17 protein-coding genes are annotated in these 18,748 nt (G+C 63.7%); 9 read left to right on the top strand and 8 right to left on the bottom strand.

All coding sequences use genetic code 11. The features are described from left to right. Positions 1–55: 55 nt before the first annotated feature. Complete coding sequence (gene aspS / locus BLS26_RS33430) at positions 56–1,828, bottom strand: aspartate--tRNA ligase (RefSeq protein WP_092516702.1); 1,773 nt, start codon at positions 1,826–1,828, stop codon at positions 56–58. A gap of 192 nt (positions 1,829–2,020) precedes the next feature. On the opposite strand from aspS, the gene BLS26_RS33425 reads away from it, so the two are divergent. Both BLS26_RS33425 and rnd read left to right on the top strand, forming a co-directional pair. After that, a complete protein-coding gene (locus BLS26_RS33425) occupies positions 2,021–3,496 on the top strand; it encodes a YdiU family protein (protein WP_092516700.1) in 1,476 nt (491 codons plus the stop codon). A gap of 666 nt (positions 3,497–4,162) precedes the next feature. Further along, positions 4,163–5,314: a ribonuclease D gene (rnd, locus tag BLS26_RS33420; protein WP_092516698.1), complete on the top strand. Its 1,152-nt coding sequence runs from the start codon at positions 4,163–4,165 to the stop codon at positions 5,312–5,314. A 161-nt stretch (positions 5,315–5,475) separates the two neighbouring features. Here rnd and BLS26_RS33415 read toward each other — a convergent pair whose 3' ends face one another. From BLS26_RS33415 to purM, 3 genes are all read right to left on the bottom strand, one after another. Beyond that, positions 5,476–6,627 carry an autotransporter outer membrane beta-barrel domain-containing protein gene (locus BLS26_RS33415; RefSeq protein ID WP_092516696.1) on the bottom strand — a complete coding sequence of 384 codons (1,152 nt, stop codon included), beginning with the start codon at positions 6,625–6,627 and terminating at the stop codon, positions 5,476–5,478. 164 nt (positions 6,628–6,791) lie between these two features. After that, positions 6,792–7,442, bottom strand: a complete 651-nt coding sequence (gene purN, locus BLS26_RS33410; protein WP_172804746.1) for a phosphoribosylglycinamide formyltransferase — start codon at positions 7,440–7,442, stop codon at positions 6,792–6,794. Between the two features lie 4 nt (positions 7,443–7,446). Beyond that, complete coding sequence (purM, locus tag BLS26_RS33405; RefSeq protein ID WP_092516693.1) at positions 7,447–8,520, bottom strand: phosphoribosylformylglycinamidine cyclo-ligase; 1,074 nt, start codon at positions 8,518–8,520, stop codon at positions 7,447–7,449. Between the two features lie 152 nt (positions 8,521–8,672). Here purM and BLS26_RS33400 point away from each other — a divergent pair, with 152 nt between their 5' ends. From BLS26_RS33400 to ppx, 4 genes are all read left to right on the top strand, one after another. Beyond that, complete coding sequence (locus tag BLS26_RS33400) at positions 8,673–9,215, top strand: CDP-alcohol phosphatidyltransferase family protein (RefSeq protein ID WP_092516691.1); 543 nt, start codon at positions 8,673–8,675, stop codon at positions 9,213–9,215. A gap of 73 nt (positions 9,216–9,288) precedes the next feature. After that, positions 9,289–9,966, top strand: coding sequence for a chromosomal replication initiator DnaA (locus tag BLS26_RS33395; RefSeq protein ID WP_092516689.1), 678 nt, complete (start codon positions 9,289–9,291; stop codon positions 9,964–9,966). Between the two features lie 138 nt (positions 9,967–10,104). After that, a complete protein-coding gene (locus tag BLS26_RS33390) occupies positions 10,105–12,303 on the top strand; it encodes an RNA degradosome polyphosphate kinase (protein WP_092516687.1) in 2,199 nt (732 codons plus the stop codon). A gap of 12 nt (positions 12,304–12,315) precedes the next feature. After that, entirely contained in the window at positions 12,316–13,818 is a 1,503-nt protein-coding gene (ppx, locus tag BLS26_RS33385) for an exopolyphosphatase (RefSeq protein ID WP_092516685.1), read from the top strand. A gap of 33 nt (positions 13,819–13,851) precedes the next feature. Here ppx and BLS26_RS33380 read toward each other — a convergent pair whose 3' ends face one another. Then, positions 13,852–14,061, bottom strand: a complete 210-nt coding sequence (locus tag BLS26_RS33380) for a hypothetical protein (RefSeq protein WP_092516683.1) — start codon at positions 14,059–14,061, stop codon at positions 13,852–13,854. 144 nt (positions 14,062–14,205) lie between these two features. Beyond that, positions 14,206–15,423, bottom strand: a complete 1,218-nt coding sequence (locus BLS26_RS33375; protein ID WP_197681296.1) for a DSD1 family PLP-dependent enzyme — start codon at positions 15,421–15,423, stop codon at positions 14,206–14,208. Between the two features lie 176 nt (positions 15,424–15,599). Between BLS26_RS33375 and BLS26_RS33370 the strand changes: the two genes are divergently transcribed. Further along, complete coding sequence (locus BLS26_RS33370; protein WP_092516679.1) at positions 15,600–16,190, top strand: TetR/AcrR family transcriptional regulator; 591 nt, start codon at positions 15,600–15,602, stop codon at positions 16,188–16,190. A 112-nt stretch (positions 16,191–16,302) separates the two neighbouring features. Here the strand turns inward: BLS26_RS33370 and BLS26_RS33365 are convergent, their stop codons facing one another. Together BLS26_RS33365 and ndk are read right to left on the bottom strand one after the other, a co-directional pair. Continuing rightward, positions 16,303–17,145: a TerC family protein gene (locus BLS26_RS33365; RefSeq protein ID WP_092516677.1), complete on the bottom strand. Its 843-nt coding sequence runs from the start codon at positions 17,143–17,145 to the stop codon at positions 16,303–16,305. Between the two features lie 108 nt (positions 17,146–17,253). After that, positions 17,254–17,676 (bottom strand): nucleoside-diphosphate kinase, encoded by a 423-nt coding sequence (gene ndk / locus BLS26_RS33360; protein WP_074828784.1) that lies wholly within the window; start codon positions 17,674–17,676, stop codon positions 17,254–17,256. A gap of 372 nt (positions 17,677–18,048) precedes the next feature. On the opposite strand from ndk, the gene BLS26_RS33355 reads away from it, so the two are divergent. Both BLS26_RS33355 and BLS26_RS33350 read left to right on the top strand, forming a co-directional pair. Next, positions 18,049–18,339: a sulfur globule protein precursor gene (locus BLS26_RS33355; protein WP_092516675.1), complete on the top strand. Its 291-nt coding sequence runs from the start codon at positions 18,049–18,051 to the stop codon at positions 18,337–18,339. A 111-nt stretch (positions 18,340–18,450) separates the two neighbouring features. After that, on the top strand, positions 18,451–18,729 hold the full coding sequence (locus BLS26_RS33350; RefSeq protein ID WP_092516672.1) for a hypothetical protein: 279 nt from the start codon (positions 18,451–18,453) through the stop codon (positions 18,727–18,729). Positions 18,730–18,748 lie beyond the last annotated feature (19 nt).

Below are 18,748 nucleotides of genomic sequence, written 5' to 3'. Positions count from 1 at the left end.
TACCCGGCCCCGAATTTACCTTCGATGGCCGGTCTTCGTTCGGGCTATCTCGGCTCTAGCTTTGCGGCAGATTGAGACGGATGTGAAGCTCGCGCAACTGCTTCACTGCTACTTCCGACGGCGCGCCCATGAGTAAATCTTCGGCACGCTGGTTCATCGGGAATAGCGAGATTTCGCGCAGGTTGGTGGTGCCGCAGAGCAGCATCACGATGCGGTCGACACCGGCGGCCATGCCGCCATGCGGCGGGGCGCCGTACTGGAACGCACGATACATGCCGCCGAAGCGTTCGACGACGTCCTTTTCGCCGTAACCGGCGATCTCGAACGCCTTCACCATCGCCTCGGGCCGGTGGTTGCGGATACCGCCGGAGGCGATCTCGTAGCCGTTGCAGGTGATGTCGTACTGGAACGCCTTGATGGTCAGCGGGTCCTGCCCGTTGAGCGCATCGAGGCCGCCTTGCGGCATCGAGAACGGGTTGTGCGAGAAGTCGACCTTCTTGTCTTCCTCGTTGTACTCGTACATCGGGAAATCGACGATCCAGGCGAGCTCGAACCGCTCCTTGTCGATCAGGTTCAACTCCTCGCCGAGACGCGTACGTGCCAGGCCTGAGAATTTCCAGAACTTGTCGGGGTCGCCGGCAACGAAGAACGCCGCGTCGCCCTCTTTCAGGCCGAGCTGACCGCGAATGGCCGCAGTCCGTTCCGCGCCGATGTTGTTGGCGAGCGGGCCCGCGCCCTCGCCGCCCTCGCGCCACATGATGTAGCCCAATCCGGGCTGGCCCTCGCCCTGCGCCCACGAGTTCATGCGGTCGCAGAACGCGCGGCTGCCGCCGGTAGGTCCCGGGATCGCCCAGACCTGGTTCTTCGGGTCTTCCAGCATCCGCGCGAACACCTTGAAGCCGGAGCCGCGGAAGTGTTCGGAGACGTCCTGCATGATCAGCGGGTTGCGCAGGTCCGGCTTGTCGCTGCCGTATTTCTTCAAGGCTTCGGCAAACGGAATCCGAGGCCAGACCTTGGTGACCGGCTTGCCCTTGGCGAACTCCTCGAACACGCCCGTGATGACCGGCTCGACGGCCGCAAACACGTCGTTCTGCTCGACGAAGCTCATTTCGAGGTCGAGCTGGTAGAACTCGCCCGGCAGACGGTCGGCGCGCGGGTCCTCGTCGCGGAAACACGGCGCGATCTGGAAGTAGCGGTCGAAGCCCGACATCATCAGGAGCTGCTTGTATTGCTGCGGCGCCTGCGGCAGCGCGTAGAACTTGCCGGGATGAATTCTGGACGGCACCAGAAAGTCCCTCGCCCCTTCGGGCGAGGACGCCGTCAGGATCGGGGTCTGGAATTCGAAAAAGCCCTGCTCCTTCATCCGCTTGCGCATGGAGTCGACGATGGCGCCGCGGGTCATGATGTTCTGGTGCAGCCGCTCGCGACGGAGGTCGAGGAAACGGAACTTAAGCCTTATGTCCTCAGGATATTCCTGTTCGCCCGCCACCGGCAGCGGCAGTTCGGCGGCCGGACCCAGCACCTCGACCGCGCTGACATAGATCTCGATCTTTCCGGTCGGCAGTTCGGCATTGACGGTGCCCTCGGGACGATGGCGCACCTTGCCGTCGATCCGCACCACCCACTCCGAGCGGAACTTCTCGACGTCCGCAAAGGCCGGCGAATCCTTGTCGGCCACGCATTGGGTGATGCCGTAATGGTCGCGCAGGTCGATGAACAGCACGCCGCCGTGGTCGCGGATGACGTGGCACCAGCCTGAAAGACGGACGGTTTGGCCGATGTCGCTGTCGCGGAGCGCGCCGCATGTATGTGACCGGTAGCGATGCATGGAATTCCCAAAAATCGGATGTCGGAGGACAGGAATCGGGGGCCAAAGCCCGCGCGAAGTGCGGCAGGGTTTACCCGAGCCCGCGCGGGGCGGCAACCAAGGCCGGGGCTGTTTTGGGCGCAAAAACGGCCATTTCGCGGATAGTAAGCCCGAACCGTTTGCCAATTCCGGCACGGCGCCTATCTTTGGCTCATGACCGTCCATTTCCCGTTCCAGAACACCTATTCGGCGCTGCCTGCGAACTTTTTCGCCCGCGTGGCGCCGACCCCTGTGGCCGCCCCGCGGCTGATCAAGCTGAACCGGCCGCTGGCGCTGCAGCTCGGGCTCGATCCCGACCTGCTGGAGAGCCCGGAAGGCGCCGAAATCCTCGCCGGCAAGCGCCTGCCCGACGGTGCCGACCCGATCGCGATGGCCTATGCCGGCCACCAGTTCGGTCATTTCGTGCCCCAGCTCGGCGATGGCCGCGCCATCCTGCTCGGCGAAGTGATCGACGCCGACGGCATCCGGCGCGACATCCAGCTCAAGGGAAGCGGCCCGACGCCGTTTTCGCGCCGGGGCGACGGCCGGGCGGCCCTGGGCCCGGTGCTCCGGGAATACATCGTCAGCGAGGCGATGTTCGCGCTCGGTATTCCGACCACGCGATCGCTCGCGGCCGTGATTACCGGCGAGCGGGTCCAGCGCGAGACCATGCTGCCCGGCGCGGTGCTGACCCGGGTGGCGGCAAGCCATATCCGCGTCGGCACCTTCCAGTTCTTTGCCGCCCGCGGCGACACCGATGGCGTGCGGCAGCTCGCCGACCATGTGATCGCCAGGCACTATCCCGAGATCGCCAATGCCGAGCGCCCCTATCACGCTTTGCTCGCGGGCGTCGTCGCACGGCAGGCCGAACTGGTGGCGCGCTGGCTGCTGGTCGGTTTCATTCATGGCGTCATGAACACCGACAACTCCTCGATCTCGGGCGAGACCATCGATTATGGCCCGTGCGCATTCATGGACGCCTACAATCCCGCCACCGTGTTCTCCTCGATCGACGAACAGGGCCGCTACGCCTATGCCAACCAACCGCGCATCGCGCTGTGGAATTTGACGCGGCTGGCGGAATGCCTGTTGCCGCTGTTCACCGAGGACAAGGACCAGGCCATCGAACAGGCGCAGGCGATCCTCGGCGAATTCCCGGAAAAATTCACGACCGCCTATCAGGCCGGGCTGCGCCAGAAGGTCGGGTTGTTCACGGCGCGCGACGGTGACGAGGCACTGGTGCAGGACCTGCTCGACGCGATGGCGAAGAACGAGGCCGACTTCACGCTGACCTTCCGCGGCCTCGGCGATGTCGCGCTCGATGCCGGCAATGACAGCGTGCGGCGGCTGTTCGCCGATCCCGCAGCCTTCGACGAATGGGCGGCGCGCTGGCGCTTGCGCATCGCCGACGAGCCGCAGACGCCAGCCGAACGGCAATCCTTGATGCGCTCGGTCAATCCGGCCTTCATCCCGCGCAACCACCGCGTCGAAGCCGTGATCCAGGCCGCGATGAACAACGACGATTTCGCGCCGTTCGAGCAACTGATCGCGGTGCTGGCGAAGCCTTATGAGGATCAGCCTGATTTTGCCGAGTACGCCGATCCACCGCAGCCGGAACAACGCGTGTTGCAGACGTTCTGCGGGACGTGAGACGTCATGAGTTCCACACGGTAACTGTCATCCCCGCGTATGCGGGGATCCAGTACGCCGTGGCCTATCGGTTCGATCACTGCTGTCTCTGGAATACTGGATCACCCGCCTTCGCGGGTGATGACAGCTAGTGGCCTGTTAGGTCGCTCCCGTTAACCTCACTCCTTAAGCGCCCGTCCACCATTGCCCGCGCGGTTCCCGCCTTAACCACATCGCTTAACAACCCCTCAACACCCTCCCGACAAATCTAACGATCGGTTGGGGGAGAATTGCCGTGGACGCGTTTGCATTTGAATTCATGGGACTGGCGATGATCGCGCTGTGCCTCGTCGTGCTGGCCCTGCCGTCGGGCCGGCGCCCGTCGCGCAACATCCGCTACGAATAGGTTCCATCAGGCTAGAGCCGTTCCCGTTCCGATAGAATCGGAACGGGAACGGCTCTAGATTTTGATTTGACGCGTTTTCTTGACGCGAACCGGTTTCCACTTCGCTGGAAAACGCTCTGACCTGATCGCGGACGGATAAGACTGCGCCCGAACGCCGGCGCCAGGCAGAAAGCCGTGCCAAGCCCGAAATAAGCGGAAAATGCAGGCCTCAAATTTCCCCAAGACCCTTGACATATCAGCGCTTTCGGCAGAACGCCTAAGTCGAGCGCATTGGATTGTTCATGGATCTGATTACCACCACTGCCGACCTCGCGGTCGCTTGCACCCGACTGGCCCAGCATAAGGTCATCACCGTCGACACCGAGTTCCTGCGGGAGACGACCTACTACCCCCTGCTCTGCGTCGTGCAGATGGCGAGCGCGGACGAAGCCGTCGTGGTCGACACGCTGGCGGCGGACATCGACCTCAAGCCGTTCTTCGAGCTGATGGGCAACGAAGCGGTGCTGAAGGTGTTTCATGCCGCCCGCCAGGACATCGAGATCGTCTGGCACCAGTCCGGTACCATCCCGCACCCGATCTTCGATACGCAAGTGGCCGCGATGGTGCTGGGTTATGGCGACAGCATCGCCTACGACCAGCTGGTCGAACGCATCACCGGCCACCGGCCGGACAAGACCCATCGCTTCACGGACTGGTCGCGCCGGCCGCTGACCGACGATCAGATGCACTACGCGATCTCCGACGTTACCCATCTGCGCGACGTGTTCGCGGCGCTGGATGCCGACCTCAAGAAGCGCGGCCGCAGCGACTGGGTCAGCGAGGAGATGGAAGTCCTCACGTCGCCGAAAACCTATGATTTCCATCCCGAACGGGCCTGGGAACGGCTGAAGACGCGCGTGCGCAAGCCGAAAGAACTCGCGGTGCTGATGGAAGTCGCGGCCTGGCGCGAACAGGAAGCGCAAAGCCGCGACGTGCCGCGCTCACGGGTGCTGAAGGACGACGCGGTCGGCGACATCGCCACCCACGCGCCGACCAGCCTCGAGCGCCTCGCCAGCCTGCGTTCGCTGCCGAAGGGCTTTGATCGTTCCAAATGGGGCAGCGATATCGTCGCTGCCGTGCAGCGCGGGCTGGCCCGCGATCCGCACACGCTGCCGAAGATCGAAAAGCCGCGCGGCAATTCGAACGGGGCGGCGACCGTCGAACTCTTGAAGGTGCTGCTGCGGATGACGTCGGAGCGCCACGCCGTCGCCAGCAAGGTGATCGCCACCGTCGACGACCTCGACCAGATCGCCGCCGACGACAACGCCGATGTCGCCGCCCTGCACGGCTGGCGCCGCGAATTATTCGGCGAAGCCGCGATCGCGCTGAAACACGGCCGGCTGGCGCTGGCGATGGAAAAAGGCCGCGTCGTCAAGGTCGATCGGGGCGAATAGCGCCTACGCTAGCACGGCCTGATGGTTCGAGACGCGCGGCGTTGCCGCGCTCCTCACCATGAGGGTCAAAGATTCTCATCCTCGGCAAACTCAGACCTCATCCTGAGGAGCATCGCGAAGCGATGCGTCTCGAAGGATGAAGCCACCAAAGCGCCGGCTCATCACCACTTCAGCTCCAGCCCGACCGTGCCTTGGTGCGACTGCATCGCGGCGCGGAATTTTCCGTCGTAGTTGACGTAGACGCGGGCGGTGTTGGTCAGGCTCAGCGAGGCCGAGGCGCCGGCGTCCGCGCCGTAGCGGCTTTCGCCGATGCCCTGGAACGTGACGCTCTGGGTGCCGAGGCTGACGGTGACGTCGGAGAAATTCTGCACGAGGTTGTCGACGAACTTGCCGTAGGCCGACACGTCGAAAATCTTCTGGTCCAGGATCCAGTAGTGCCCGACCTCGGCGCCGACCAGCACGCGCATGCGGTCGACGGTCGCGGCCGTCGCCGTCACCGGATCGAGGCCGCCGAATTCCTGCAGCGACCCGGTTCTGGCGTGGACGTATTCCAACGCGCCCTTCGGCACGATGCGGTATTGGTCCTTCGACCAGTAATAGCTGATCTCGCTCAGCACGCCGTCGAGCCGCGCGTTGTAGCCCGCGGTCGCAGAGCCGAGACCGGTGTCGCGGCGCGAATTGATGTTGCCAAAGCCGTGCACTGCCGCGGTCGCCCAGGTCCACGGGCCAGAATCGACGGAAGCGGTAAAGCCGAGCTGGGTCAGGTCGATCGTCGCCGATTGCAGCGCCAGCGGCACGTCGATCGAGGTGCGGCTCTGGTCGACGGAGAAGCCTACATTGAAGCCGGGCACGACGCGCGCGCCGATCCCGGCCACGCCGCCCCAGGTCTTGCGGTTGTCACCGGCAAACAGGCCGAGCGGGCCGTTATTGGCCGAAATGCCGTAGCCTTCGAACCAGGTCCGGTAGCGCGGCGTGTCCGCGGCTTCCGAGGCGCCGCCGCCGCCCGGGTTGGTTCGCAGCATGCGGCTAAAACCGTTGGTCGACTGGTTGTTGAGCCGCTCCAGGAAATTGCTGCCGAGGTTGGTCACCGTCGCCCCCGATGCCACGGTCTCATCGACCATCAGCGGCGTCGGGGTCGGCGCCGGAGGTGCAGGAGGCACGACCGGCGGAGGGGCTACCGCCGCGGCATGGGCCGGAAATGCGGCAACGAATCCAAGCATCGGACCAAGCGCGAGGCAAAACAAAACCGTCCGAGCCAGGCGCAAGCCGTTGCGGGTTTTGCCTGCTCGCGAAGGCCGCGATAAGCCGTGCATGAAGCGAAATTCCCGGAAAAATCCGCCCGCTCGAAAATACGAAAAAACCGGTCAGCAGGCTCCCGATTTGCCCTCGTTTGGTCTGCAGCGTCAATCGGTTGGGAGGGAGTCGGCAGGTTGAATAAGCCGCATTGTGCTTCGCCGGCCACAGGCTGTGGCGGGAGCTATTTTGCGGCCGGCGAGATCAGCGTGCCCGATGCGGTACTGTCGGTGACCTTGCAGATATCGCCATCGAGACGAACCTTTCCCTCGGCGAGCAGCCGCAGCGCCTCCGGATAGATGCGGTGCTCGACGCCGAGAATGCGTTGCGACAGCGTCTCCGCGGTGTCGTCGTCGGCCACTCCCACCGCACCCTGCATCACGATCGGCCCGGCATCGGTCTCGGGGATCACGAAATGCACGGTCGCGCCGGAGATCTTGACGCCGGTCTTGAGCGCCTGACCATGGGGATCGAGCCCGGGAAAGGACGGCAGCAGCGACGGGTGGATGTTGAGCATCTTCCCGTACCAGCGCTGGACGAATTCGGCGGTGAACAGCCGCATGAAACCGCCAAGACAAATCAGCTCGACCTTGTGCGCATCGAGCTTGTCCTGCAGCACGGCTTCAAAACCAGCGCGATCCCGCCCGAACGGCTTGCTCTCGATCACCTCAGTCGGGATGCCGCTCGCTCGGGCTTTTTCCAGCCCGCCGGCATTGGCCCGGTTGGAAATCACGGCGACGATCTCGGCCGGGAAATCCGCAGCCTTGGCCGCGTCGATCAAGGCGACCATGTTGGAGCCGCGGCCGGAAATCAGAATGGCGACGCGGCGCTTCATGATGTCACTGCGAAAGGTCGAGATGACCGTTATAGACCACGCGGTGCTCACCCTCAGCCGGGATCACTTCGCCGAGCAGAGCCACGGTCTCGCCGGCTTGCGTGAAAATCTCGGTGACCGCTTCGATGGCGTCCGGCTTGACGATGGCGATCATGCCGATGCCGCAGTTGAAGGTGCGCAGCAATTCGAGTTCGGCGATGCCGCCCTGGGCCGCCAGCCACTTGAACACCGGCAAGACCGGCAGCCGCGCCAGATCGATGCCTACGCCGAGATGTTTCGGCAGCACGCGCGGAATGTTGTCGGTGAAGCCGCCGCCGGTGATGTGGGCGAGCCCCTTGACCGCACCGGTCTCGCGGATCGCGCGCAGGCATGATTTCACGTAGAGGCGGGTCGGCGCCAGCAGCGCGCCACCCAGCGTCATGACCGGCGAGAACGGCGCCGGCGCATCGAAGCCGAGACCGGAGATTTCCACGATCTTGCGTACCAGCGAGAAGCCGTTGGAATGAATGCCCGACGAGGCGAGGCCAATCACCGCATCGCCCGCGGCGATATCCGATGCCGGCAACAGCGTGCCGCGTTCGGCGGCGCCGACCGCAAAGCCGCCGAGATCGTAATCGCCGTCCTTGTAGAGCCCGGGCATTTCCGCGGTCTCGCCGCCGATCAGGGCGCAGCCGGATTCGCGACAGCCTTCGGCAATGCCAGCCACGATCGACGCCGTCGCTTCCGGATCGAGCTTGCCGCAGGCAAAATAGTCGAGGAAGAACAGCGGCTCGGCGCCCTGCACCACCAGGTCGTTGACCGACATCGCGACCAGGTCGACGCCGATGCCGCCATGCAGGCCGGTCTCGATGGCGATCTTGACCTTGGTGCCCACGCCATCGGTCGCGGCCACCAGGATCGGGTCCTTGAAGCCGGCGGCCTTGAGGTCGAACAGCCCGCCAAAGCCGCCGATTTCGGCGTCCGCGCCGGCACGCGCGGTGGCGCGCACCATCGGCTTGATCAGATCGACCAGGCGGTTGCCGGCATCGATATCGACGCCCGAATCCGCGTAAGTGAGGCCATTTTTGCGGTCGTTCATGCCCAAATTCCAGTAAGATGACGGCTGGTTACGAGGAATTCCGCGTTCCTGCAATGGCTCGCAAGCCCTGCCCGCATATACTATGTAGATAACAGCCGGACGGCCCCGCCAAGGGCCGGACCGGACAGTCCGGGAGCCGGGAAGCGACCGAGTTGAGTATTCCGAATATCATCACGCTGGGACGTATCATCCTGGTGCCAATCATCGTCTGGGCGATCGTCTCCAGTCAGATGGAAATTGCGTTCGCGATCTTTGTCATCGCCGGCGTCAGCGATGCCGTCGACGGCTTCCTCGCCAAGCGGTTCAACATGGCGAGCGAGCTCGGCGCCCTGCTCGATCCCCTGGCCGACAAGGCGCTCCTCGTATCGATCTTTGTCGCGCTCGGAATCTGGGGCGCGGTGCCGCGCTGGATCGTGATCCTGGTGGTGTCGCGCGACATCATGATCGTCACCGCCGTGATCGTGTCGTGGCTGTTCGACAAGCCGGTGCCGATGAAGCCCTCGATGGTGTCGAAGCTCAACACGGTGGCACAGGTAGCGTTCGCAGCATTGGTGCTGGCCTCGCTCGGCTTCAACTTCAAGCCGGCGCCGTACGACTGGATCCTGATGGGCTTCGTGACGGTCTTTACTTTGGTTTCGGTCTCGCTCTATCTCGTCGAGTGGGTACGGCACATGAGCACGATCGAAGCGAGATAGACGCGCTTTCTTAACGCGAACCAGTGCCCACTTCGTTCGAAAAACGCTATAGGTAGGCTTCCCGGAGACTTGCGTGGCAGTTCGCGTTCAACCCCGTCAGCTTGCTTTTGCTTTGCCGCATGCAGAGAGCCTGACCCGCGACAATTTTCTGGAAGGGCCGGCCAATGAGGCGGGCCTCGCGCTGATCGACAGCTGGCCGGACTGGCCGAACCGCGTCATGCTGCTGGTCGGACCTGAAGGTTCCGGCAAAAGCCATCTCGCCGCGATCTGGGCCGAAGAGGCCGGCGCACGCTCGACCTCGGCGCATGCGCTCAACGCCGCCGCTGTTCCCGGTGCGCTCGCCACCGGCGCGCTGGTGGTGGAAGATTTGCGGCCACAGGATTTCGACGAACGCGCGATGTTCCATCTGTTGAATCTCGCGCGCGAGGACGAGGTTTCGGTGCTGATCACCGCGCGCCTTCCGCCCATTGCGTTTGAGGTCGAACTGCGCGATCTCCGCTCCCGGCTGCGCGCGATTCCGATGGTGTCGCTGCTGCCGCCCGACGATCTCCTGTTTCGCGGCCTGATCGTCAAGTTCTGCGCCGACCGCCAGATGAGCATCGACGAGACCGTCGTGAGCTATCTGACCACGCGGCTGGAGCGGTCCTATGCCGCGGTCCGCCAGGCCATCGACCTCCTGGATACCGAAGCGCTGCGGCTGGGCCGGCCGGTAACCCGGGCGCTGGCTGCCGAATTATTGCGCAATGCCTGATCCGGCGGCGGCTACCGCCTTGACGGCGGAAGCTGGCGGAACATCAATGTCATTGAAACGTCATTCGCGTATCACATGGTTCGCGCTGACCCCGCGCTAAAGCCTTTTGCGCCCTCGGCTGAGATGGATCGAAGCTTCATGGAATCGGCACAAGTTATTGAAATAAAAGAAAAAGAGGCCAGCGCCGAGGCTCCTCCTGCGATCGCGACCAGCCCCGAGCGATTCATTAACCGCGAACTGTCCTGGCTGCATTTCAACCGCCGGGTGCTCGAGGAAGCCGTCAATCCAGGCCACCCCGTGCTGGAGCGGGTCCGGTTCCTGTCGATTTCCGCCAATAACCTTGATGAGTTCTTCATGGTTCGCGTCGCCGGCATCAAGGCGCAGGTCCGCGAAGGCATCGCCGAACGCAGCCCCGACGGGCTCACGCCGTCCGAACAGCTCGTCGCCATCAACAAGACCGTTTCCGAACTCGCCTCCGATCAGCAGGCGATCTGGAGCAACCTGCGCCCCACACTGTCCGAGCATGGCATCGTGCTCGTTGACGGCCACGACGTCACCAAGACGGAACGGAGCTGGATCGAGGATCACTTTCTCCGCAACATCTTCCCGCTGCTGACGCCGCTGGCGATCGATCCGGCGCACCCCTTCCCGTTCATCCCGAGCCTCGGCTTCACCATTGCGCTGCATCTGGCGCGGGTCTCTGACGGCAAGCCGATGAACGCGCTGATCCGCATGCCCGGCAAGATCGATCGCTTCATCCGCATGCCCGCGGGCAAGGACGGCGCGGTGCGGCTGATCACGCTGGAACAGGCTACCGGCCTGTTCATCGGCCGCCTGTTCCCCGGCTACACCGTCAAGGGCCAGGGCGCGTTCCGTGTCATCCGCGATTCCGAACTGGAAATCGAGGAAGAGGCCGAGGATCTGGTCCGCCTGTTCGAGACCGCGCTGAAGCGCCGCCGCCGCGGATCGGTGATCCGGCTCGAGATCGAGGCCAAGATGCCGGAAGAGCTGCGCGCCTTCGTGCAGCGCGCGCTGTCCACCGCCGACGACGAGATCTTCCTGGTCGACGGCGTGCTGGCGATGAACGAGCTGTCGCAATTGACCCGCATCGACCGCCCGGATCTCGAATTCGTGCCCTACGTGCCGCGCCACCCCGAACGCGTCCGCGATCATGGCGGCGACATCTTTGCAGCAATCCGGCAGAAGGACCTGATCGTCCATCACCCCTACGAATCCTTCGACGTCGTCGTCCAGTTCCTGCAGCAGGCCGCGCGCGACCCCGATGTCGTCGCCATCAAGCAGACGCTGTACCGCACGTCCAACAATTCGCCGATCGTGCGCGCGCTGGCGGAGGCCGCCGAGGCCGGCAAGTCGGTGACCGCGCTGATCGAGCTCAAGGCCCGCTTCGACGAGGAAGCCAATATCCGCTGGGCGCGCGACCTCGAACGCGCCGGCGTGCAGGTGGTGTACGGCTTCATCGAACTGAAGACCCACGCCAAGCTGTCGATGGTGGTGCGCCGCGAGGGCGGCAATCTCGCCACCTATGTCCACACCGGCACCGGCAACTATCACCCGGTGACGGCGCGCATCTATACCGATCTGTCCTACTTCACCTCAGACCCCACGATCGGCCGCGATGCGGCGCGGGTGTTCAACTACATCACCGGCTACGCCGAACCGAGCGACATCGAGAAGATGGCGGTGTCGCCGCTGACGCTGCGCAAGCGGATCATCGAGCACATCAAGGGCGAGACCAATCACGCCAAGCACGGCAAGCCCGCCGCGATCTGGATGAAGATGAACTCGCTGGTCGACCCCGATGTCATCGACGCGCTGTACGAGGCCTCGCAGGGTGGCGTGTCGATCGAACTGGTGGTGCGCGGCATCTGCTGCCTGCGGCCGGGCATTGCCGGACTGTCCGACAACATCCGGGTCAAATCGATCATCGGCCGCTTTCTCGAACACGGCCGAATCTACTGCTTTGGTATGGGTCAGGGCCTGCCGAGCACCAAAGCGGCTGTGTATATCTCGTCGGCCGACATGATGCCGCGCAACCTCGACCGCCGCGTCGAAATCCTCTGTCCGCTGCAAAATCCCACGGTGCATCAGCAGGTTCTCGAACAGATCATGGTCGCTAACCTGAAGGATACCGAGCAGAGCTGGCAATTGTTGCCCGATGGGTCTTCAACGCGTATGAAGGCCGCGAAAGGCGAAGAGCCGTTCAATCTGCACAATTACTTCATGACCAATCCGAGTCTGTCAGGCCGTGGAAAGTCTCTCAAGGAATCTTCGCCGCGCCGCCTCACCCGTCGGAACGAGCGTCAGCAATCGACATAACGGAGCGCGGCTGTGAAGCGGCCGCGCAAACGCACCTCCAGCGTCGCTGTCATCGACATCGGTTCGAACTCGGTTCGTCTCGTTGTCTATGAGCGGATGGCGCGCAGCCTTGTCACGATCTTCAACGAGAAGGCGCTGTGCGGGCTCGGCCGCGAGGTCCAGAGCACCGGCCTGCTGGCGGCAGACGCCGTCGCCAAGGCGCTGACGGCGCTGCGGCGATTTCGGGCGCTGTGCCGGATACAGCAGGTCGGCCGCGTCTACGCGATCGCCACCGCGGCTTGCCGCGACGCCGAGAACGGTGCCGACTTCATCGCCAAGGCCGAACGGATCTGCGGCGCGAAGATCGAGATTCTGTCCGGCCCGCGCGAAGCCAAGCTGTCCGCGCTCGGCGTCATCTCCGGCATTCACAATCCCGACGGCATCGTCGGCGACCTCGGCGGCGGCTCGCTGGAGCTGATCGACGTCCGCGGCAACCGCGTCCGCAGCGGCGTGACCTTGCCGCTCGGAAGCCTCGCGCTGCAGGATCTCGCCGACAAATCACTCAAGCGCGCCGAGCGCATCGTCAGGACTGAGCTCACCGACGTGGCGCAGCTCAAAGCCGGTCGCGGACGCACCTTCTATGCGGTCGGCGGCACCTGGCGCGCGCTGGCGCGTATCCACATCCTCCAGAGCGGCTATCCGCTGCGGGTGATGCACGGCTATTCGATTTCCGCAGCGGAAGCGCTGGATTTCGCGCGGCGCCTGCGCCGGCTCGCGGCGGCCAACATGCTGGCCAACATCGAAATCATCGCCGACGCCAGACGGCCGCTTTTGACCTATGCGGCGCTGGTGCTGGAATACATCATCCGCGTCGCCAAGCCGAAGACGATCGTGTTCTCGACCTTCGGCGTACGCGAGGGCCTGCTCTACGAGATGCTGCCGCAGCAGGAGCGCGACAAGGACGGATTCATCTGCGCCGCGCAGACCCTGAACGGATTGTTGTCGCGGTCCGCGCGCCATGCCGAGGAACTGGTCGGCTGGACCGACCGGCTGGTCCGGGTGGTGAAGCTGCGCGAGACCGAGGAAGACCGCCGGCTGCGCCATGCCGCCTGCTTGCTGTCGGATGTCGGCTGGCGGGTGCATCCCGACCACCGCGGCGAGGAAACGCTGAGCCTGATCACCAACGGCAATTTCGGCTCGATCAGCCACCAGGGCCGCGCCTTCGTCGCGCTATCGGTGTTCTATCGTTACGCCGGCCTGAGCGAGGAAAACGAGCCGCCGGCGCAGATCCGTGAACTGCTGCCGCCGGCGATGGTCGAACGCGCCCGGGTTCTCGGCGCCGCGTTCCGCGTCGCGCATCTGATCTCCGCCGCACGCACCGGCGTGCTGCCGGCGACGCATTTCCGCACCCGCGGCCGCAAGCTGATGCTGGTGTTCGAACACCGAATGGTCGATCTCGTCGCCGATCGCGTCGGCAGCCGCTTCAAGCAACTGGCGCGGCTGGTCGGGCGATCCGGATCGATCGTACGAAAGTAAGACTGAGCGAAGCACCATCGAAGTAGCGGCGCCTCAGACGCTGGGTCTGGCCAGTCCGCCTTCCAGTTCGGCCTTCGCGATATCAAAACCGCGCTGGCGACCCTCCGCAAAACTTTGGGCAACGGTTCGCGCAACGATCTCGGCATCGTCGGCCGAGAGTCCCTTGAGCGGTGCCAATGCGCATACGACCTTGCGTGCGCGCAAGAGGTCCATCTCTGTGACGAAGGGCGGTTTGAACGGCATTCGGCACCTCGGCCACCGCAGAAGGCGTCGATGCTAACATGGCCTGCAGCGCTCAGGTATGCGATCCAGTCGCCGAAGGCGGCATTTGGGCCGGGCTGATTGCATTGCTCGCTTGCACCTGCCGCCCTCGCATTGGACGGTATCTCAACCGGTTTGCGAATACGCCGGCCAGTAGTCCTGGATTTTTCCGCCGCGCACCGTGATCAAGTCGCCGAATTGCAGCAATAGGCCTTCCGTGATGGCCGGCCGCAGGAATACGTGGTCATCCACCTGCAACCCTACCGCAGAAGAGCCGTTGAGGTTTTCCTGATTGGCACTGTGACCGAGCGGTTTGTTGAACCGGAGGCCTTTAGGCGACGCGTATTCGGCAAGCCAGTAGCCTCCGTAAATGTAAAAGGTCTCGCGCTGGTTGACGTCCCACCACGAGAAGATCTTCGAATTGCCATCGAGCGCCGGGATCATCACGGGTCCGGTAGCTTTGAGCACCGGAGTGGCGATGAATGCAGCGGGCACGTGGCTGGCGAGTGTTTCCAGATCGTAGTGCGTGGGCTTGAGCAACGCGGTCCCGACCGAGACCTCGGTACTGATTTTTTCGGCTTCGTGCAGCTTGTAACTCGGACTGCCACCGGTGTTGAGCGTGAGGCCATCGTGCCAGAGCTTGGGATATTGGCTGCGCGTGTAGTCGACGAAGCCTCGATAGATCGCCATAACCTTGGTAAACAGCTCCTCGGCCGTCCCCAAAATATGAGGCACGCCCAAGCCGACATGTCCGTCATAGCCCATAAAGCCGGCAAACTCGAGTTGCTGCGGGTTGGCGCTGATGATGTCGAGCATCTGGCCCAGGGTCGCATTGCTGTCGACCCCGCCGCGATGCAGCCCGACATCGATCTCGATGTTGGCGCGCAGCCGGGTGCCGAGACTCTGGGCCAGCTGCAGGTATTGCTGCAGGCGCGCGGGCGTATCGATTAGCCATTGCAGTTGACGAGATGGGTCGAACGGGCCCCTCAGCTGCCGGTAGAAAAGCGACGCGGAGTGAACCGGCAGCGGTTTGCCCATCAGGATGTCGAAGTCGGGAAACACTTCAGCGTCGATATTGAGGAAGGGCTGATGAAAGGACATCAGCCGCCTGGCGCCGGAACGCTCGGCGACGTAGCGAATCAGCGAGCGGTTCGGCAGCGATTTCTCGACGATGCGGTAGTGCTTGGCGCCGCGGTGCAGCGTTTGTGTGACGAGGTCGAGGTTGCGGTCCATGCGGTCGAGATCGATGACCATGCAGGGCCGCATCGGGCCATTTTTCTTGAGCTCCTCGTTCAACGACCTGAAGTATTCGTCATACGGCGCGCCATCGTCGGTCGGGCGCAAGGCAAAGGCTCCCGCGCTGCCTAGCCCGAGCGTCCCAAGCGTGCCGAGAAGGAAGTTACGTCGTAACATGCGGCGCTCCGGTGTTTCGGGCTAACTTTACTGTACCGTCCAGACGGTATAGTAAATACGCGTCGGAAAGACAAGGGCGATCGCAAGCTCACGAACTGGCGGGTCAAATGCGCGAATCGAAGGCAACGAACAGCAGGCGGGGACGTCCCAGTGCCCGCGACAAAATTCTGGACGCCACGCTTGAGTTGATTGGAGATATCGGGGTGCCTGCCGTCACACTCGATGGCGTCGCGGCCCGGGCGGGTGTCAGCAAGGGTGGCTTGCTCTACCATTTTCGGTTCAAGGAACAACTCCTCGCCGCCGCCAACGAGCATCTTGTGCATCGACGCATGGCAGCGCGGGAGACCGAGGCAACACGTCTGCCCAAGGGCAGAGGCCGCCAGCTCAAGGCCTATGTCCTGGCGTCGGCAAATAACAGCCATGGAGACGACCAGATCAGCACGAAGCTGCTGGTGGCGGGGTCCATGACGGCAGAGGCTGCCGAGCCAATTCGTCGCTACTTCAAAGAGCGTTTCCCGCCCTTTGCCGATGACGTCGGCTTCGAGCGCGCCGCCCTGGTGCACGCCGCCACAGAGGGTCTGTGGTTCATGGACGTACTTGGCCTATCGCCGTTCTCGGCCAAACAACGGGCGCAACTTGTCAAAACGATTTTGTCCATTGCCGACGGCGCAACGCTGACGGCCGTCGATCCCAAATGATTGGCCGACAGCGGAACGAAAGCCGCTGCGACGACCGACAGCAACCGAGCCGGCGCGCCACGAAGGCGGCAAAGCTTCGACCACGCCCTAACTACCGGTTTCGCTCTAACCGCTACGCCGCAGTGGCGGATTGCGCGGCGTGCTTTTGCAGCGCGCGCTTGCGCCAGATCGCGCCGACGGCCAGCACCACGATGACGCCGAGCACGGCGCAAACCAGTTCGCCGCCGTTGCCGTGATTGGCAAAATGGGGTGCTGCGCCAAGCGACGCCAGCATCGAATCGAGCTTGGCGCCGAACGGACCCGCGAACAGCGCATCGAGTTTCGGATGAATGGCCGGGTCGGTGGCAATGACATCGCCGGCGATCCAGCCGAGCAGCGCGGCGCCGGCCCAGACCAGGATCGGCAGCCGCGACAGCAGCGCCATGATCAGGGCCGCGCCGGCGACGATCAGGGGAACGCTGATCGCAAGGCCCAGCACCAATAGCGGCACGCTGCCATTGGCGGCAGCCGCCACCGCGATCACGTTGTCGAGGCTCATGACGATATCGGCGACGACGACGATCTGCACCGCCGCCCACAGATGGGAAGCGGATTCGACGCCCTCCTCGTCTTCCTGCTCGGGCACCAGCAGCTTCGCTGCGATGACGACCAGCGCCAATCCGCCGACCAGCTTGAGGTACGGCAGTTCCATCAGGGTCGCGACGATGCCGGTGAAGATGATGCGCAGGATCACCGCGGCGCCGGCGCCGAGGATCATGCCCCACAGCCGATGCCGCGGCTCAAGCCCGCGGCAGGCCAGCGCGATCACCAGCGCGTTGTCGCCGGACAGCAGCACGTTGATCCAGATAATCTTGCCGACCGCGACCCAGAACGCCGGCTGGGTCATTTCAGTTTGAAACTGGGTGACGAACGCTCCGATGTTCGCCGGATCGAAGATCTGCCACAGCCAGTTCACGGCGCACCCTTCTTCGGCCTCGCGGGCCGCTTTGTTTGCGGCCTTGCGGCCATCTTCAGTTGGGCCTCGCGGCCGGTTTGGGCGGCGATTGCGCGCCGCCCATGATGTTTAGCCGACGATTTCGTTGCCGGAGAAAAACTGCGCGATTTCGATCGCGGCGGTCTCGGTCGCATCCGAACCATGCACCGAGTTTTCGCCGATCGACTTGGCGTGAACCTTGCGGATGGTGCCGTCGGCCGCCTTCGACGGATCGGTGGCGCCCATCACGTCGCGGTACTTGAGCACGGCGCCCTCGCCCTGCAGCACCTGAACCACGACCGGACCCGAGGTCATGAAGTCGACCAGCTCGCCGAAGAACGGACGCGCCTTGTGCACGGCATAGAAGGTTTCGGCCTGTTCGCGGGTCATGCGAATCCGCTTCTGGGCCACAATCCGCAAGCCCGCCTTCTCGATGATCGCATTGACCGCGCCGGTCAGATTACGCTCGGTCGCGTCGGGCTTGATAATCGAGAAAGTACGTTCAATCGCCATGTTTTCGTCCTTGCAAAACGCCGGGTGGGAGTTGCGGGGCTTATATCGGCGCCACCCCACGACGGCAAGCGACCCGATGACGCGTTAACCCATGGGTATTGCCTCGGGTTTTGCCATGTTTTCATGACGCGAACCGCGGCCCCCAAACCCCGCCACCCCAAAGCGCCAAGCGGCGGCAAATTACAACAATTTCACTTAGGTGAACCCTCTCTGAAGCCGCCGTCCCGGCATCGTTCAGCTTCGCCGGCCTAGGATCATCCACGATCGGACGCCTCCTTCAGCCCTTGTTCAACCCTTGGGCTGGCCAGAGGCGCCACGGGAGGCGATTTCACCGATGGCGCCTGGCAGCGCCGAAACCCTGAGGAGACGATCATGTTTCGCAAACTCGCGCTTGTTGCAGTAGCCGCGGCTTCGCTGGGCGTAGCCGCGTTGGCGCCGACCTCCGCCTCGGCCTGGGGTGGATGGCACGGCGGTGGCGGTTGGCACGGTGGTGGCTGGCATGGTGGCGGTTGGCACCGCGGCTGGGGCTGGGGCGGACCCCGCTTCTACGTCGGTGGCCCGGCCTATTACGGCGGCTACGGCTATGGCGGCGGCTGCTATGTGCGCCAGTTGGTCGGAACCCCCTGGGGCCCGCGCTGGAGGCTGGTGAACCGCTGCTACTGATCTGATTTGAGCTCCCCTGACTGAACGCCCCGGCCATCGCGCCGGGGCTTTTTTTGGTTTCGACGGAACCAATCGTTCGGAGGCCGCCCGGCCATCGGCACGCGAATGCATATGGCCATGCAACACGGAAACAAATTGGTCATCTGCGACTTGACCCAGCGAAAGATCATTGATCCCAGCGAAAAAAGGCGGGGTGGAACACGCAAGAGACCAATCATGAATGCTCAAAACAGTAGCGATTACGAATCAATCGACCACAAGACATCCCGCTCGATCTGCGATGCCGTCGGCGAACGGCTGCAGCAGCGCCTGCGCCCGGAAGCCGAGCTTCCGCAGCCGTTACGGCAGCTTCTCGATCAACTGAGCCGACGCGACGGCGAGCTGCATTAAGCGTCGTTCAGAGGGTCGA

Source organism: Afipia sp. GAS231, from assembly GCF_900103365.1.
Lineage (GTDB): Bacteria > Pseudomonadota > Alphaproteobacteria > Rhizobiales > Xanthobacteraceae > Bradyrhizobium.
The sequence above is the reverse complement of the archived record's forward strand: the minus strand, read 5'-3'. Positions and strand labels throughout refer to the sequence as shown.

Coding starts and splice junctions, on each gene's coding strand:
- BLS26_RS33425 (WP_092516700.1), top strand. CDS start 2,021: ATGACCGTCCATTTCCCGTTCCAGAACACCTATTCGGCGCTGCCTGCG.
- BLS26_RS33380 (WP_092516683.1), bottom strand. CDS start 14,061: ATGCCGTTCAAACCGCCCTTCGTCACAGAGATGGACCTCTTGCGCGCA.
- purM (WP_092516693.1), bottom strand. CDS start 8,520: ATGAACGACCGCAAAAATGGCCTCACTTACGCGGATTCGGGCGTCGAT.
- BLS26_RS33370 (WP_092516679.1), top strand. CDS start 15,600: ATGCGCGAATCGAAGGCAACGAACAGCAGGCGGGGACGTCCCAGTGCC.
- BLS26_RS33390 (WP_092516687.1), top strand. CDS start 10,105: ATGGAATCGGCACAAGTTATTGAAATAAAAGAAAAAGAGGCCAGCGCC.
- ndk (WP_074828784.1), bottom strand. CDS start 17,676: ATGGCGATTGAACGTACTTTCTCGATTATCAAGCCCGACGCGACCGAG.
- BLS26_RS33350 (WP_092516672.1), top strand. CDS start 18,451: ATGGCCATGCAACACGGAAACAAATTGGTCATCTGCGACTTGACCCAG.
- BLS26_RS33415 (WP_092516696.1), bottom strand. CDS start 6,627: ATGCACGGCTTATCGCGGCCTTCGCGAGCAGGCAAAACCCGCAACGGC.
- rnd (WP_092516698.1), top strand. CDS start 4,163: ATGGATCTGATTACCACCACTGCCGACCTCGCGGTCGCTTGCACCCGA.
- BLS26_RS33355 (WP_092516675.1), top strand. CDS start 18,049: ATGTTTCGCAAACTCGCGCTTGTTGCAGTAGCCGCGGCTTCGCTGGGC.
- purN (WP_172804746.1), bottom strand. CDS start 7,442: ATGAAGCGCCGCGTCGCCATTCTGATTTCCGGCCGCGGCTCCAACATG.
- aspS (WP_092516702.1), bottom strand. CDS start 1,828: ATGCATCGCTACCGGTCACATACATGCGGCGCGCTCCGCGACAGCGAC.